General features: G+C 56.4%; 13 protein-coding genes. 6 read left to right on the top strand and 7 right to left on the bottom strand.

Going from position 1 to position 13,183, the window contains the following annotated elements:
- Positions 1-6: 6 nt before the first annotated feature.
- Positions 7-210, top strand: coding sequence for a hypothetical protein (locus K5845_RS13185; RefSeq protein WP_046477982.1), 204 nt, complete (start codon positions 7-9; stop codon positions 208-210).
- A gap of 96 nt (positions 211-306) precedes the next feature.
- Here K5845_RS13185 and bcsS read toward each other — a convergent pair whose 3' ends face one another.
- A complete protein-coding gene (gene bcsS, locus K5845_RS13180; RefSeq protein WP_046477983.1) occupies positions 307-1,149 on the bottom strand; it encodes a cellulose biosynthesis protein BcsS in 843 nt (280 codons plus the stop codon).
- Between the two features lie 399 nt (positions 1,150-1,548).
- Here bcsS and K5845_RS13175 point away from each other — a divergent pair, with 399 nt between their 5' ends.
- A complete protein-coding gene (locus tag K5845_RS13175) occupies positions 1,549-2,262 on the top strand; it encodes an MOSC domain-containing protein (RefSeq protein ID WP_287959165.1) in 714 nt (237 codons plus the stop codon).
- 39 nt (positions 2,263-2,301) lie between these two features.
- Here the strand turns inward: K5845_RS13175 and K5845_RS13170 are convergent, their stop codons facing one another.
- From K5845_RS13170 to K5845_RS13145, 6 genes are all read right to left on the bottom strand, one after another.
- Positions 2,302-3,756 carry a GntP family permease gene (locus K5845_RS13170; protein WP_287959164.1) on the bottom strand — a complete coding sequence of 485 codons (1,455 nt, stop codon included), beginning with the start codon at positions 3,754-3,756 and terminating at the stop codon, positions 2,302-2,304.
- A gap of 3 nt (positions 3,757-3,759) precedes the next feature.
- Complete coding sequence (locus K5845_RS13165) at positions 3,760-4,824, bottom strand: patatin-like phospholipase family protein (protein WP_046477986.1); 1,065 nt, start codon at positions 4,822-4,824, stop codon at positions 3,760-3,762.
- Positions 4,754-4,906, bottom strand: a complete 153-nt coding sequence (locus K5845_RS13160; RefSeq protein WP_287959219.1) for a hypothetical protein — start codon at positions 4,904-4,906, stop codon at positions 4,754-4,756. Before K5845_RS13160 ends, K5845_RS13165 begins: the two co-directional genes overlap by 71 nt.
- Complete coding sequence (locus K5845_RS13155) at positions 4,881-5,444, bottom strand: HdeD family acid-resistance protein (protein ID WP_046477987.1); 564 nt, start codon at positions 5,442-5,444, stop codon at positions 4,881-4,883. Before K5845_RS13155 ends, K5845_RS13160 begins: the two co-directional genes overlap by 26 nt.
- Before the next feature lie 79 nt (positions 5,445-5,523).
- Positions 5,524-5,838: a hypothetical protein gene (locus K5845_RS13150; RefSeq protein WP_046477988.1), complete on the bottom strand. Its 315-nt coding sequence runs from the start codon at positions 5,836-5,838 to the stop codon at positions 5,524-5,526.
- Positions 5,839-6,306: 468 nt separating this feature from the next.
- The gene (locus K5845_RS13145; protein WP_052743792.1) at positions 6,307-6,636 is read right to left on the bottom strand and encodes an HPF/RaiA family ribosome-associated protein; all 330 of its coding nucleotides are present in this window, start codon (positions 6,634-6,636) and stop codon (positions 6,307-6,309) included.
- Between the two features lie 206 nt (positions 6,637-6,842).
- On the opposite strand from K5845_RS13145, the gene K5845_RS13140 reads away from it, so the two are divergent.
- From K5845_RS13140 to K5845_RS13125, 4 genes are all read left to right on the top strand, one after another.
- Positions 6,843-7,826, top strand: coding sequence for a zinc-dependent alcohol dehydrogenase family protein (locus tag K5845_RS13140; protein WP_090226219.1), 984 nt, complete (start codon positions 6,843-6,845; stop codon positions 7,824-7,826).
- Positions 7,827-7,907: 81 nt separating this feature from the next.
- A complete protein-coding gene (locus K5845_RS13135; protein WP_287959163.1) occupies positions 7,908-10,589 on the top strand; it encodes a bifunctional acetate--CoA ligase family protein/GNAT family N-acetyltransferase in 2,682 nt (893 codons plus the stop codon).
- Positions 10,590-10,882: 293 nt separating this feature from the next.
- Entirely contained in the window at positions 10,883-11,242 is a 360-nt protein-coding gene (locus tag K5845_RS13130; RefSeq protein ID WP_046480159.1) for a phasin family protein, read from the top strand.
- A gap of 61 nt (positions 11,243-11,303) precedes the next feature.
- The gene (locus K5845_RS13125) at positions 11,304-13,175 is read left to right on the top strand and encodes a PHA/PHB synthase family protein (protein ID WP_244465045.1); all 1,872 of its coding nucleotides are present in this window, start codon (positions 11,304-11,306) and stop codon (positions 13,173-13,175) included.
- Positions 13,176-13,183: the final 8 nt, after the last annotated feature.

The raw sequence follows: 13,183 nt of genomic DNA, 5'->3' as shown, positions 1-13,183 counted from the left end.
GAAGCAATGAAGGCCTACTTAGTCAAGAATGAGAATGGCGGCGTCGCGAGCGGTTGGCTGCTTCGCGAGGGAGTATCGATAAATTCGGCCATGTGCCGGCCTCGTGGAACGCAAACGGAGCCGGTCAAGGTCGAAGAAGCGTCGGTCGAAACTGTTTTGCGTGGGGCGGCATCTCCCCAAAACGCAATCAGCCACCAAGAACATTCCTGAGTTTTGAGAAGATTAGGATCTAAAAAAAGCCGTGGCGGTAAGCCACGGCTTTTTTATTTGTAAAGGCGCAAGTGAACTTGCGGATATGTCGCTAGGTCACTTCATAGGAAGGCCGCGACGAGGTTCACCAAGAGCCATCCGGAATTCAATGGTGGCATAACCACCTTCTTCACCGAACTCACCTGCAAATCCGTCATCAGCAAACTGGTAACCGCCAGAGCCGATGATCGTGGTAGCGACAGTGCCAATCTCAAAGTCTAGCTTCAAGAAGCCGCCAAGGCGCTGTGCATCACCGGAATCGTCGCCCAGAGCCCAAGCCTCAGGCCCAATCGTGAAACGGTCGAAGCTGTAGCCAACCCGGGCAAGAGAATAATAGTTGTCGAAAGCTGTCGAGTAGCTACCGCCGAGAGCGAAATACAGGGGCGAATTGCTCAGGTCGTTGGATTCGATATCGGCAACAACCTTGAACCCGAATTCATCATCCTCATCACGACCACGGAAATTGGGGTTGGGATCAGACGTAACAGATTCACGATCGTAGTATTCAGCACCAACAAGCACCGAGAGGTCGAAACCGTTACGAACCCACAAATAGCCGAACATGATGTCGCCGGTCCAATAGTCACCGTCAACGGAGCCGGGTCCATTACCGAACGGTCCTTGCCCAGGGCCATAGTCATAATCGTAATCGCCGATCGAGCCGTAAATCCGGCCAATCCAGCCGGACTGGCCTAAATCCCGATTGAAGCCATAGTAGATGCCGGAGTAACCCTCGCGAGCGCCATTGGTCAGTTCACCACCGGAAAACGTGACGATCGGGTATGCCAGATCGCCGTACGACGGTTGATAAAAGCCATCGTCACCTGCGAATGCTGAGGTTGCGATGAGGCCGGCAGTAAATGCCGAGGCCAGAGCGATCGTCGATTTCTTTATTGCCATAGCTGTTACGGCTTCCCCCTTGCCGGAGCCAAAATCCAAGAAACATTGCTAGTAGGATTAACTGAGTCGCGGGTTAACAGCACATAAACAGGTGCGCATACCTGAGACATTGTTGCGAATTTATTACAGTTCGCCACCGTGAAGCCGACGTAATGGTGATTCACAGAAAAATTTGGATGTGAAGAAACGCGGAACCGTATCGCAAAATGCTTTTACTTCAGCGCAGTAAAGCACGAAAAACGATTCGTTAAAATGGACCCAACAGAATGTGCGCTGAGGCCGGATGCCGCGACGCATGGTGCTGATGGTCCCATCTTAAGGGCCGTTTGGACACAGGACACGAGCGGCTCAAACGGTTCACGTATGACAGCAAAACAAGGCGAGTAAGGACGGGCTTGGATGACAGCCGGCTTGGCAATCATTGAACATATGTATGCCGGGGTTTCACGGCCGTTAGGGCCATCAGGGGCGCTTAGTGCCATCGATAAGTCAGCTGTTGCCGGTCCCTGGCGCGTTACCCGCACGGGGTTGGTTGGCGACGAGCAAGCTGATCCCCGGCATCATGGCGGGCCAGAGAAGGCGCTGCATCATTACGCCCGGGATCACTATGCGACGTGGTCAGCGGAGATACCCGAAATTTCGCCATTGCTCGATGAGCCTCCTGCCTTCGGTGAAAACATCTCCACTTCTGGATTGACTGAAGCTGATGTCTGTCTGGGGGACACAATGCGTCTGGGCGCTGTGGTGTTACAGGTGTCCCAAGGCCGGCAGCCATGTTGGAAATTGAATGCGCGCTTCGGCGTGGCGGACATGGCCATGCGCGTCCAACGTTCAGGGCGTTCGGGCTGGTACTATCGAGTTCTCGAAGAGGGGAGCATTGAGCCGGGCGACACGCTTTGCCTGATTGAACGCCCACATCCCGAATGGCCGCTCGCTCGCGCGATTTCGGTTCTCTATCAGCGCACGCTCGCCTTCGAAGAACTGACCGCGCTTGCCGCAATCCCAACACTTGCAGAAAGCTGGCGCCGCCTGATGCAACGCCGCCTTGAGACGTCCAAGGTTGAGGACTGGAGCAAGCGGCTCACGGGCGTCGATAAAGAAGAGACATCCTGAGGTCTCCGGTCTGAGCGTCATCTAGGCGGCGGGAAGGGCTCAGAAGGACCCAAACAACGAGCCCAGGAGGATTACGGCGACGAGGGCGATAATGGCGCCGACGATCGCCACCATGACGATATCTCGATAGCTGTCCCCGTGCGTGGTCCCGCACACGGCAAGCAGGGTCACGACGGCGCCGTTGTGCGGGAGGCTGTCGAGAGTGCCCGAGCCGATCACGGCCACACGATGCAGTAGCTCCGGGTTGATACCCAGTTCATGGGCAAGCTGCATGTATGTTTCGCCAAGCGTATCCAGCGCAATCGTGAGCCCACCTGATGCGGAGCCGGTGAGCGCAGCCAAAACATTGGTCGCGACCGTGAGCGAGACAAGAGGCCCGCCCTCGATAGAGAGGACCCAATCCCGCACCAACGCAAACGCCGGCAATGCGGCAATGACCGCGCCGAAGCCCACCAGGCTTGCAACACTGACGGCAGGCAGCACCGCGGCGTTGGCGCCTGCGTCCATGCTTTCGCGCAATGCCGGCAGCCGTTGCCTGTTTGTGAGGATCAAAATCAGTGTTGCGGAAGCCAGTGCGACGGCAACAGACCAGACGCCACCCACCGCTGACAAAGACGTTGCTCCCCAACGCTCCTCTGCCAGGAATGAGAAATCCAGCGACGGCAAGATAAAGATTGCCATAAGCAGGTTGATGCCGACGACCGCAACAAGTGGCAGCACTGCGAGTCCAATCGGCGGAAGGCTGTCGCTCTGTTGCCCATGTCGCAACTCTGCGGGGTCAAACTCGCGCGCGGTTGTTGCCCGTTCTCGAATAAGCTGATCGTCGGCCACTGTATCAAGCGGGCTCGCATTGTCGCCGCCAAAGCCCTCACCTGCATCTCGCGCCGAAGCCTCCACGCGGTTGAGCCACCACATCCCGAACCCGAACATGATGAGCGCGGCAACAATTCCAAGTCCAGGTGCCGCAAACGGGGTTGTTCCGAAGAACGGCATCGGAATGGCATTTTGAATGGCCGGTGTTCCCGGCAACGCCGACATTGTGAAGGTCGATGTCCCGAGCGCGATGGCTGCGGGCATCAGCCGCCGTGGGATGTTCGCCGCGCGAAACAGTTCCTGCGCCATGGGGGCCAGAACAAAGAAGGCGACAAACAGACTAACGCCGCCATACGTGACCATCGCCCCAGCAAGCACGACCGCCAACATGGCGTGGCTCGGTCCAAGACGCTCAGTCATGAAGCGCGAAATGGCTCGGACCGATCCGCTGTCGTCCATCAACTTGCCAAACAGCGCGCCGAGGAGAAATAGAGGAAAGAATTGCGCGAAGAAGTTTGCAGCGCTGCCCATGAACGTTTGCGTCCAGTGAGCAAGTAACGGCTGATTTGAAAGGGCGGCTGCCAGGAGCGCCGCTGCCGGCGCCAACAGAAGAATGCTCCAGCCCCGGTAGGCAAACCAGATCAACAATCCCAGGGCGATCAGGATTCCGAAAAGCCCCATGACCTAGCACTCCGCCAAAAGAACATCGAGATCGGCCGTGGAGCTCTGCCCGATATCGTTTTTGTGCACATCGAGAAATTCTGAAGCGCAACGTCGCCCTTCATCCCGCAGCATGGTGAGGAAGGCCCATTCGGCGTTTAGCTTTGACGAGTAACCCAACGTCACCATCATGTCGCTCATGATCCGATGGGTTCGCATACTAGCCCAACGCGCACCTTCTCCCGAGCCAGGGTCGGCCACCTGACGCAAAAGCGCGATCATCCTCAGCTCTTTCATGAGCGTCGCATTGAAGGAGACCTCATTCAGTCGATTGAAAATCTCCGCTGCGGTCCTGGGCGTTCCCGGGCGCTCCCGAGGGTTGATTTGTACGAGGATCGTATCCTGCGCATCGCTTTCACGGACCAGGGGCGTAATTGTCGGATTTCCCGCAAACCCACCATCCCAGTAGGGTTCACCGTCTATTTCCACGGATTGAAACAGTGTTGGCAGACATGCGGAGGCGAGTAGGACCTCCGGCGTAATTTCCGCGTTCCGGAAGATGCGGCCGCGCCCGGTTCGGACGTTTGTAGCCGTAACGAACAGTTTGATCGGCGCGCGGGAGAGCCTCTCAAAATCGATACTCTCTTCCAGGATCCGGGTAAGTGGATTGAACCCTTGCGGATTGAGGTCGTAGGGCGAGAAAACTCGCGACATCAAATCCATCGCGATGAAGGCTGGTGACGTATCAAGCGTCCAACGCCCGAGCATCCGATCGATTGGAGTTCGTTGCAGGGGGCTTAAGGCGGCGGCCCGAGATACGCGATTCCAATAGGCATCAAGAGCCGCGCGTGCACCAATCGCGCCGTTGTCTGTCCAGCCATCGGCGAGGACGGCAGCATTCATCGCGCCGGCCGATGTGCCAGAGATGGCGTCAATCTTGAGGTCAGGCTCTTCGAGAAGCCTATCCAATACGCCCCAAGTAAATGCGCCATGAGACCCCCCACCTTGCAGCGCGAGGTCAATGAGCTTCACCGTCGTTCGACGGCGGGAACCAGATCTGTTGGTCGTCTTGCCCCCACCCGATGGCATCCGTTGCTATCCCTACTCCCAACATACCCTTCTGGTTCGGCAGAAGTCCGGAAACGTCACGCTGGAACGGCGCGATGGTCATGCCGCATGCGCCAACCAAGCGAAATCCACCAGAACCCATGGATGAGCAGATCCACGCCCACGACGAGGCCAAGCACCCATAGGCCACTGATCGGCCACTGAGTGAGGATGACTGCACCAGCGGCGATGCCGACGACTCCGGAAAGTAATAGAAGCCATCCGGCCCAGTCCCAGTATTGAAAGGCTTGGAAAAGACGCACGATACCGGAAGCGATCAACGCGATCCCGAAAACGAGCGTGAGGGCGATCGAAGCGCGCAGCGGGTCGGCGACAAGTAGGACACCACCGGCTGCGTACAAGAAGCCGACCAACAGCCTCAGCAGGAAGCCGCGCCAATGCTGTGCGGAGAAGGAATGAATGATTTCCGCGATACCAGCAACAAGCAGAACGATACCGATCAGCACAGCACTGATAACCGTTGCAAGGGCCAAATCTCCGAGAATGAAAAGCCCGGCGATAACAAAGACGACCCCGAGCAGAATAGCGCCCCACCAACTCGCACCGCCAGAATCGGTATAGGTAATTGATTTGTCCGCCATGATTTAATCTCCAGGAATTGGGGTTGCAAAACCTTATCGAGTTCGCGGCCATGCGATTGCACGACCGCGTCGAACACCATTATTTTTCCGGAGTGGTCATCTTTGGGACCGCACCGCTCATATTTCCGGTTGCAGGAAGTTTCCCGGCTTCGTCGCCCATGGTCTTAGCGGGGCCTTTGGGACCGACAGATCCGGTTTCCATCTCGGGGGACGGGCGAGGAGTAGCTCCCATTTCTGGGAGACGCTCGCTCATGGTCCCGGTCGCAGGCAGTTTTCCGGCTTCATCGCCCATGGACTTGGGCGGACCACCTTTCGTATTGTCCTGAGAGATCGCTGGTGAGGATATTGCGCCGGCCAAGAGAATAAGAAGTGCCGATGTCAGATAAGGTCTCATTTTTAGGTCTCCGCAGTGAATGAATCCGCTATGAGACCCCCCATTCTCAGTGCCCACTATAAAAGAAAATTTTGCTTTAGCGTATCAATTAATTTTCGAGGCGCGGCAATAGTTAATGGATAGCTATAGAGATAATTTCGAAATTCATGCGGTGGGCGCGGAGTTGCAAGGTGTTGATTCATTGCGTTTTGCAAAAGTGCCAGGAGAAAAATAGTTCAGCCGACGGAATATGATGGGCGGAATTAAAAATTAAAAGGCGCGTGAGGCGCAAGCTTGAGTAACGTGGCTAGGGAGCCGCAAAAGACGCAGAGCATCATGGAGGCGTCAATGCAAATGGTAAGGCTCGATGCTGCCGAACAGAGAGCCGCTTAAGAGGCGCAAATAACACTTAAAATTGAAGGCCCTTAATAAGATGTCTTCCCCGGCCTGATGACCGGGGAAGCATATTTGCAACTCGGTATGCCGTGGTTAGTGTCTGGCCAATTTCTCCTTACGCTCCACGAGAATACGCTCAGCAGCCTCGAAGGCCTCGCGCACGGCTACGTTGACATCCTCAGCGGCTTCACCGCGACTTGCCTCACCTGTGACGTTAATATCCGGACCAGGAATTGAGAGTTTCAGGTGGACCTTGAACTCCCGGCCTGTAACTTTCCGTTTTTGAGGAGCTTCTATCACGACTTCACAGGCAACGATCCTGGGATAGAGCTTCTGAAGATCCGTGAGACGTTGTCGGACTTGGTTCTCGACCGCCTCAGAAGACTCTAGATGCCGAAACGTGATGATGAGTGGGTCTTGCATAGTCTTGCCTCGCGAAGTGAAGCCTACAGCGTCAAAGCTGGATGCGACGGAAACGGATGGATTGTGTAAGTGAAACCCCCGCCGTGAAATGTTCCAAACTCTTTGCACTGCATCAAAGCCAACGAGTGTTGGTCCTATTTATTTAGGTATGGAAGCGGCCACGGCCTAGACCGTCAACAGCGAAAAATTGACTGCAGGGTGTGCGCATGAAGGCAATGATTTTCGAAAAGCTTGACAAGCCTCTGCAACTTGTCGAGCGGCCAGATCCAACGCCCGGCGAAGGTGAAGTACGTGTAAAGATAGAAGCATGTGCGGTGTGCCGGACCGACCTTCATATCGTTGATGGTGATCTGTCAGAGCCAAAGTTGCCGTTGGTGCCAGGGCACGAGATCGTCGGCATTGTTGATGCCGTCGGACCGGGTGTTTCCGCAGATCGAATTGGACACCGCGTTGGCATACCCTGGCTGGGCCAGACTTGTGGGCAGTGCGGTTATTGCCGGAGCGATCGTGAAAACCTCTGTGACCATCCTTTGTTCACTGGTTACACGCGCGACGGAGGATTTGCCACGCATACGGTGGCCACGTCGGACTTCGCGTTTGACCTCGATCCCAACGCTGATCCGATAGCAACGTCACCTCTCCTGTGTGCAGGTTTGATTGGATGGAGGTCGTTGCGCCATGCTGGTGAAGGCAAAATGATAGGGATCTACGGTTTTGGTGCGGCGGCTCATATCATTACTCAGATATGTCTGTGGCAGGGGCGTGCCGTGTACGCCTTCACCCGCCCCGGAGATACGAAATCGCAAGAGTTTGCGCGAAGCCTTGGGGTCACATGGGTGGGCGGTTCAGATGAACCTTCGCCGGAACTTCTCGATGCTGCGATAATTTTTGCACCGGTGGGCGCGCTCGTCCCGGCCGCTCTTGCGGCGGTCGCTAAAGGTGGAAGGGTCGTGTGCGGTGGCATTCATATGAGCGACATTCCGCAAATGCGCTACCGCTTGATCTGGGGCGAGCGCGAGCTTGTATCGGTGGCAAACCTAACGCGTCAGGATGCGCGGGAGTTCTTCCCTGTAGCCCGCAAGGCTGGGGTGAAGACGCATACCACGGTTTATCCCCTGGACGCGGCCAACGACGCGTTGGCGGATTTGCGCTCCGGTCGACTTAATGGAGCAGCGGTACTGGTGCCGTAATGTTCGGCCGATATGGGTACCACCGATCCAACAAAGCTCTTTCCAAAAGAGCATGTTGTCACGATGGCGAGGTGAAGCTCAATGACAATCCGTAACCTCGAACATGCGGTTCGCCCTAAGTCGATTGCCGTCCTGGGGGCCTCCAGTCGCGAAGGCTCGCTCGGCCACATCTTGATGCGAAATATTATTGAAGCGGGGTTCGCCGGAGAAATATGGCCGGTCAATCCGAAGTATGATGAAGTCGCAGGGCGTCGTTGCTATGCACGGGTGAGCGACATTTCTAGCATTCCCGATTTTGCAGTCATCGCCACGCCGCCTGGAACTATTCCCAGTCTCATCCACGAGCTTGGTGAGAAAGGTACCCGCGCAGCCGTTGTGATAACGGCGGGCCTTACGCGCGAGAACGGTTTGCGACAGGCGATGCTCGATGCTGCCAAGCCGTTCCTTTTCCGCATTATCGGGCCGAACACGGTGGGGTTGATCGTCCCAGAGGCTAAGCTGAATGCTAGCTTCGCGCACATGTTTCCGCGCCCTGGCGGACTGGCACTTCTCTCTCAATCCGGGGCAATCGCGACCTCCCTTATCGATTGGGCGGCTGACGAGAATGTCGGCTTTTCACACATCGTTTCTCTTGGTGACATGGCGGATGTCGATGTTGGCGATTACCTAGACATGCTTGCGGGGGATGGGAAAACACGCGCCATCCTTATGTACCTTGAGACAATACCCAACCCGTGCAAGTTTATGTCTGCTGCCCGTGCTGCAGCCCGCATAAAGCCTGTCATCGCGATTAAGTCGGGTCGGCATGAACAGGCGGCCAAGGCGGCCGCAACGCACACGGGGGCATTGGCAGGCGGGGATGCCGCGGTTGACGCAGCCTTGAATCGGGCCGGCATTCTTCGCGTGCACGATTTAGGCGAGCTCTTTGACGCGGCAGAGGTATTAGCGCGGTTCAAGCAGTTGAAGCGCTCTCGGGTCGGCATCGTAACGAATGGCGGCGGCGCAGGCGTGCTTGCTGTAGATCGTCTGGTCGACTGCAAGGGAGAGCTTCCTGAACTTTCGCCCGAGACCATCGCAAGGCTAGATCGGGCGTTGCCGTCCAACTGGTCCCGCGCCAACCCGGTTGACATTATCGGTGATGCACCCCCCGGCCGTTACAAGGAAGCTGTTGCTGCCGTGGCTGCGGACGCCAACATGGACGCCCTGTTGGTTTTAAACTGTCCGACAGGACTGGCGTCAGCGAGTGATGCTGCGAAAGCGGTAGGGGCACTCGCTAGCAGCGGCACGATTGCCGGGAAGCCGGTTCTGACGTGTTGGCTAGGCGGTAAGTCCGCCATCCCGGCGCGGCATATTCTGCAAGATAGCGGACTGGCGAGTTTCGAGACGCCGGACGATGCGGCTGTCGCAGTCTCATATTTGAGCGACTGGTCACGAGCGCAGAAGGCGCTGATGCGTGTGCCGACCCACGGCAGCGAGGACGTGCACGTCAATCGAGAGCGCGTCTTCGAGATCTTCCAGAAAGTTGCCAATGAAGGTCGCAGCATACTTACCGAGCCTGAAGCCAAAGCAGCTCTGGCAGCCTACGAAATTCCAGTACCGGATATGGTCGAGGCGCCTTCGGTTGATGACGTCGAAAAGCTGGCATTGAAGCTGCTGGAAACGTCGGACAAGATCGTCGTCAAGCTACTATCGAGGCAAATTTCCCACAAATCCGATATCGGAGGCGTTGCGCTCAACATCGATACAGCTGCAGCTGCGCGCGCTGCTGCAGAGAAAATGGTGAAGAGAGTTGCAAAAGAGAGGCCCGACGCCACCATCGACGGCTTCACCTTGCAGCCCATGGTTGTCCGTAAAAATGCGCAGGAACTGCTGCTCGGGATGAGCCGTGATCCGGTCTTCGGACCAGTCATCTTGTTCGGCGCCGGTGGGACAGCCGTCGAGGTCGTCGCCGACACCGCGACCGGCCTGCCTCCATTGGATGACGTCCTTGCTGGCGATCTCATAGATCGTACGCGGATCGGCCGCCTTCTGGCTGGCTACCGCGACCGCCCGGCAGCCAACCGCGAGGCGATCAGCCGTGCGTTGAATGCGCTTTCACGCATGATCGTTGACTTTGCCTGCATAGTCTCATTGGACATAAACCCGCTGATTGCCGATAGCGATGGCGTCGTAGCTCTCGATGCGAGGATCGAGATCAATCCAGAAAATATCGATTGCCCCACTCCCAATCCTGATCTTGCCGTCCGTCCTTATCCCTCAGGTTGGGAGAAAGATCTGATCCTCCACGGCACGCGGTATCATGTTCGTCCCATCAAGCCCGCGGACGTCGCCCTTTATCCGACTTTCCTGGAGAAGGTATCGGCAGAAGATTTACGTTTGCGGCTCCTTGCGCCGCGCAAGCACTTTCCAAACGAGATGCTGTTGCGGCTTACACAACTCGACTACGAGCGGGACATTGCCTTCGTCGCGATAGACGTAGCATCTGGCGAATTGGCGGGCATAGGCCGTCTGTCTTCGGACCCGGACAAGGAGATGTCTGAGTTCGGCCTCGTTGTGCGAACGGATCAACAAGGACGAGGGTTGGGATACGCTCTTCTGGAAGAGCTCATCCGCTTTGCAAAGGCTGACGGCATTTCGCGGATCGACGGGTTCGTTCTGAGAGACAATACGAAGATGCTGAAGTTGTGCCACGAGATGGGATTTCAGGCGCATCTCGATACGGGCGATCCGGGTCTCTCGATCGTGTCTCTCCAGCTGAAGTAGGCGGAATACTTTAGTGTACGGCAGCGCCAGCGCGTCGCAGTTCTCCGTTGATCAAGATCAACGTGAACTGTTAGCCGCGGTGACTACTCTAACATTGAGTTGGGAGCTTCCAGGTCGCACGGAACAGTTGCTCTTGAATAGCAAGTGCAATGCACCTGTGAGGAGAGAGGCTTATGACAGCGAGATTGTCGAAAGGCGGAGGCCGATCCAAGATTGAGATCGGGAACCTGGAGGACCACATAGTGTTAGACAGACCAGATGGAACGAAGCCGCAGAGAGCAATGATGAATAGAATGAACGTTTTTACTCAGCCGCAAACAGCCTTATTCGGTCAGCAGGCTTTTCTGGCACTTGGCCGACTCCAGGGGCATGCGTTCAAATCCATGATGAGCTACCAGATTGAGGCTTTGGCGTTCCTCAAGCATCGTTATGAGCAGGATGTGAAGCTGCTCGAAGATTTGAATGCTAGCAAGGAAATCGATGACGCCGTTCATATCTACACCGATTTCTTCCAGAACGCCCTGAACGATTATTCGAGCGAAGCCGGGAAGATGGCGAATATAGGTTCGAAGTTTGCGTCCGAGACAGCCGATCGGATCCAAAGGGAAGCCGAAGCACTCGCCGACGAGTTGTCTTCGCCGAAGGCGGCCTGAAATCATATGGTGGCAGGCGTGGTTGCCAATTTGCGCAAGGTGAGTGCGCAGAGGAGGACTAATGGGGGCGCCCGTTCCACGGGAAAGTGACGTTGCGGACCTGTCAGTTGATGCGCAGCTGCCTAAAGACATGAGCGCAAAGGATCGACGGCAAGGTGGGCTTGTCGCGTATCCAGCATCCGAGAGCGTCGTTGAGAGCCGCACAGCGCAAGAGCAGGAAAGTGTCTTTCGACTAGCCGATCGGCAGTTTCATGCGGCGTGGGCCCCACTGACGTTTGGCCTATCTCCTATAAGCTTGGCAGGCGCTTGGTGGGACTGGGCTTTGCACTTGGCCACGTTGCCTGGCAAGCAATACGAGCTTCAGGTCCGAGCAGTCGAAAACTGGTCGAAGCTTTTTCATTATGCGTGGGAATGCACATGTCAGGGTCAAGGCGCGACGCCGTGCGTTTGCCCACCACCTCAGGACCGGCGCTTCCAACATCGCGGATGGCAGGTCTTCCCGTTCAATATGCTCCATCAGTCCTTCTTGTTAGGACAGGACTGGTGGCATGATGCCACCACAAGCGTACATGGTGTGACGGCTCGGCACGAACGACTCGTCGAATTCTATAGCCGGCAGTTTCTCGACATGATGTCGCCTGCGAACTTCGTTGCGACGAACCCCGAAATTATCGAGCAGACCGTCAAAGAGCACGGCGCTAATTTTATGCGTGGCTTAGGCCATGCGACAGAGGATATCGGCCGATCCGTCAGCGGCCAGCGTCCAGCGGGTGCCGAAGACTTTGAAGTTGGGAAACGCGTAGCCGTTACGCCGGGTGAAGTCATTTTCAGGAATGAGCTTATCGAGCTCATCCAATATAAGCCGAAGACCGAAAAAGTCCGGCCGGAGCCGATCCTTATCATCCCGGCCTGGATCATGAAGTATTACATACTCGATTTGTCGCCTCACAATTCGCTCATTCGCTATCTTGTTGCGCAAGGGTTCACGGTCTTCTGTATTTCCTGGCGCAATCCAGGGCCCGAGCTACGTGATATGTCGATGGACGATTATCGCAGGTTGGGAGTTATGGCAGCTCTCGATGTGGTCGAAACAGTAACCGGCAGAGAAAAGGTGCATGCCGTCGGCTATTGCTTGGGCGGCACCCTGTTGTCGATTGCTGCGTCAGCCATGGCGCGTGATGGAGATGCTCGTCTCGCCAGCTTGTCCTTCTTCGCGGCGGAAGTGGATTTTGAGGAGCCGGGGGAACTTGGCCTTTTCATAGATGAAGGGCAGGTTTCGTTTATCGAGGACATGATGTGGCAGTCGGGGTACCTCGATCAGCGCTACATGGCCGGGGCATTCCAGATGTTGAGGTCGCAAGACCTCATCTGGTCCCGCATGGTTCACGAGTACCTTATGGGTGATCGGCCGGACATGACGGACCTTATGGCATGGAACGCCGATGCGACCCGCATGCCTTATCGGATGCAGTCGGATTATCTACGAAAGCTTTTCTTGGGCAATGATCTCGCGCAGGGTCGTTTTCGCGTCGATGGGCGTCCCATCCAACTCGAATGCATTGAGGTCCCGGTGTTCGCAGTCGGCACAACGACTGATCACGTGGCGCCCTGGCATTCGGTGTTTAAGCTCGTTCATCTTCTCGATGTCGAGGTCGATTTCGTCTTGACCTCAGGCGGGCACAATGCCGGTATCGTTTCAGAAATTGGTCATCCGCGTCGTTCGTATCAGGTGCTCCGCCACCCACGTGCAACGCCAAGCCCAGACCCGGATGCTTGGGCCGCCAGCGCCCCGCGAAAGCCCGGGTCCTGGTGGCCGGAATGGACGGCTTGGCTCAGCGATATCTCGGGAAAACCCACCACGCCGCCGCCACTCGGTCGAGTGCCTTATAAGCCTATGTATCCAGCGCCTGGAACTTATGTTCTGGAACGCTGAGATCGCGA

Origin of the sequence: Filomicrobium sp., assembly GCF_025698805.1 — a bacterium.
Lineage (GTDB): Bacteria > Pseudomonadota > Alphaproteobacteria > Rhizobiales > Hyphomicrobiaceae > Filomicrobium > Filomicrobium insigne.
The sequence above is the reverse complement of the archived record's forward strand: the minus strand, read 5'-3'. Positions and strand labels throughout refer to the sequence as shown.

Excerpts from the sequence above, each read along its gene's own strand:
- K5845_RS13185 (WP_046477982.1), top strand. The coding sequence starts at position 7 with ATGAAGGCCTACTTAGTCAAGAATGAGAATGGCGGCGTCGCGAGCGGT.
- K5845_RS13135 (WP_287959163.1), top strand. The coding sequence starts at position 7,908 with ATGACAATCCGTAACCTCGAACATGCGGTTCGCCCTAAGTCGATTGCC.
- K5845_RS13145 (WP_052743792.1), bottom strand. The coding sequence starts at position 6,636 with ATGCAAGACCCACTCATCATCACGTTTCGGCATCTAGAGTCTTCTGAG.
- K5845_RS13155 (WP_046477987.1), bottom strand. The coding sequence starts at position 5,444 with ATGGCGGACAAATCAATTACCTATACCGATTCTGGCGGTGCGAGTTGG.
- K5845_RS13150 (WP_046477988.1), bottom strand. The coding sequence starts at position 5,838 with ATGAGACCTTATCTGACATCGGCACTTCTTATTCTCTTGGCCGGCGCA.
- bcsS (WP_046477983.1), bottom strand. The coding sequence starts at position 1,149 with ATGGCAATAAAGAAATCGACGATCGCTCTGGCCTCGGCATTTACTGCC.
- K5845_RS13125 (WP_244465045.1), top strand. The coding sequence starts at position 11,304 with ATGGGGGCGCCCGTTCCACGGGAAAGTGACGTTGCGGACCTGTCAGTT.
- K5845_RS13175 (WP_287959165.1), top strand. The coding sequence starts at position 1,549 with ATGACAGCCGGCTTGGCAATCATTGAACATATGTATGCCGGGGTTTCA.
- K5845_RS13165 (WP_046477986.1), bottom strand. The coding sequence starts at position 4,824 with ATGCCATCGGGTGGGGGCAAGACGACCAACAGATCTGGTTCCCGCCGT.
- K5845_RS13140 (WP_090226219.1), top strand. The coding sequence starts at position 6,843 with ATGAAGGCAATGATTTTCGAAAAGCTTGACAAGCCTCTGCAACTTGTC.
- K5845_RS13160 (WP_287959219.1), bottom strand. The coding sequence starts at position 4,906 with ATGACCATCGCGCCGTTCCAGCGTGACGTTTCCGGACTTCTGCCGAAC.
- K5845_RS13130 (WP_046480159.1), top strand. The coding sequence starts at position 10,883 with ATGAACGTTTTTACTCAGCCGCAAACAGCCTTATTCGGTCAGCAGGCT.
- K5845_RS13170 (WP_287959164.1), bottom strand. The coding sequence starts at position 3,756 with ATGGGGCTTTTCGGAATCCTGATCGCCCTGGGATTGTTGATCTGGTTT.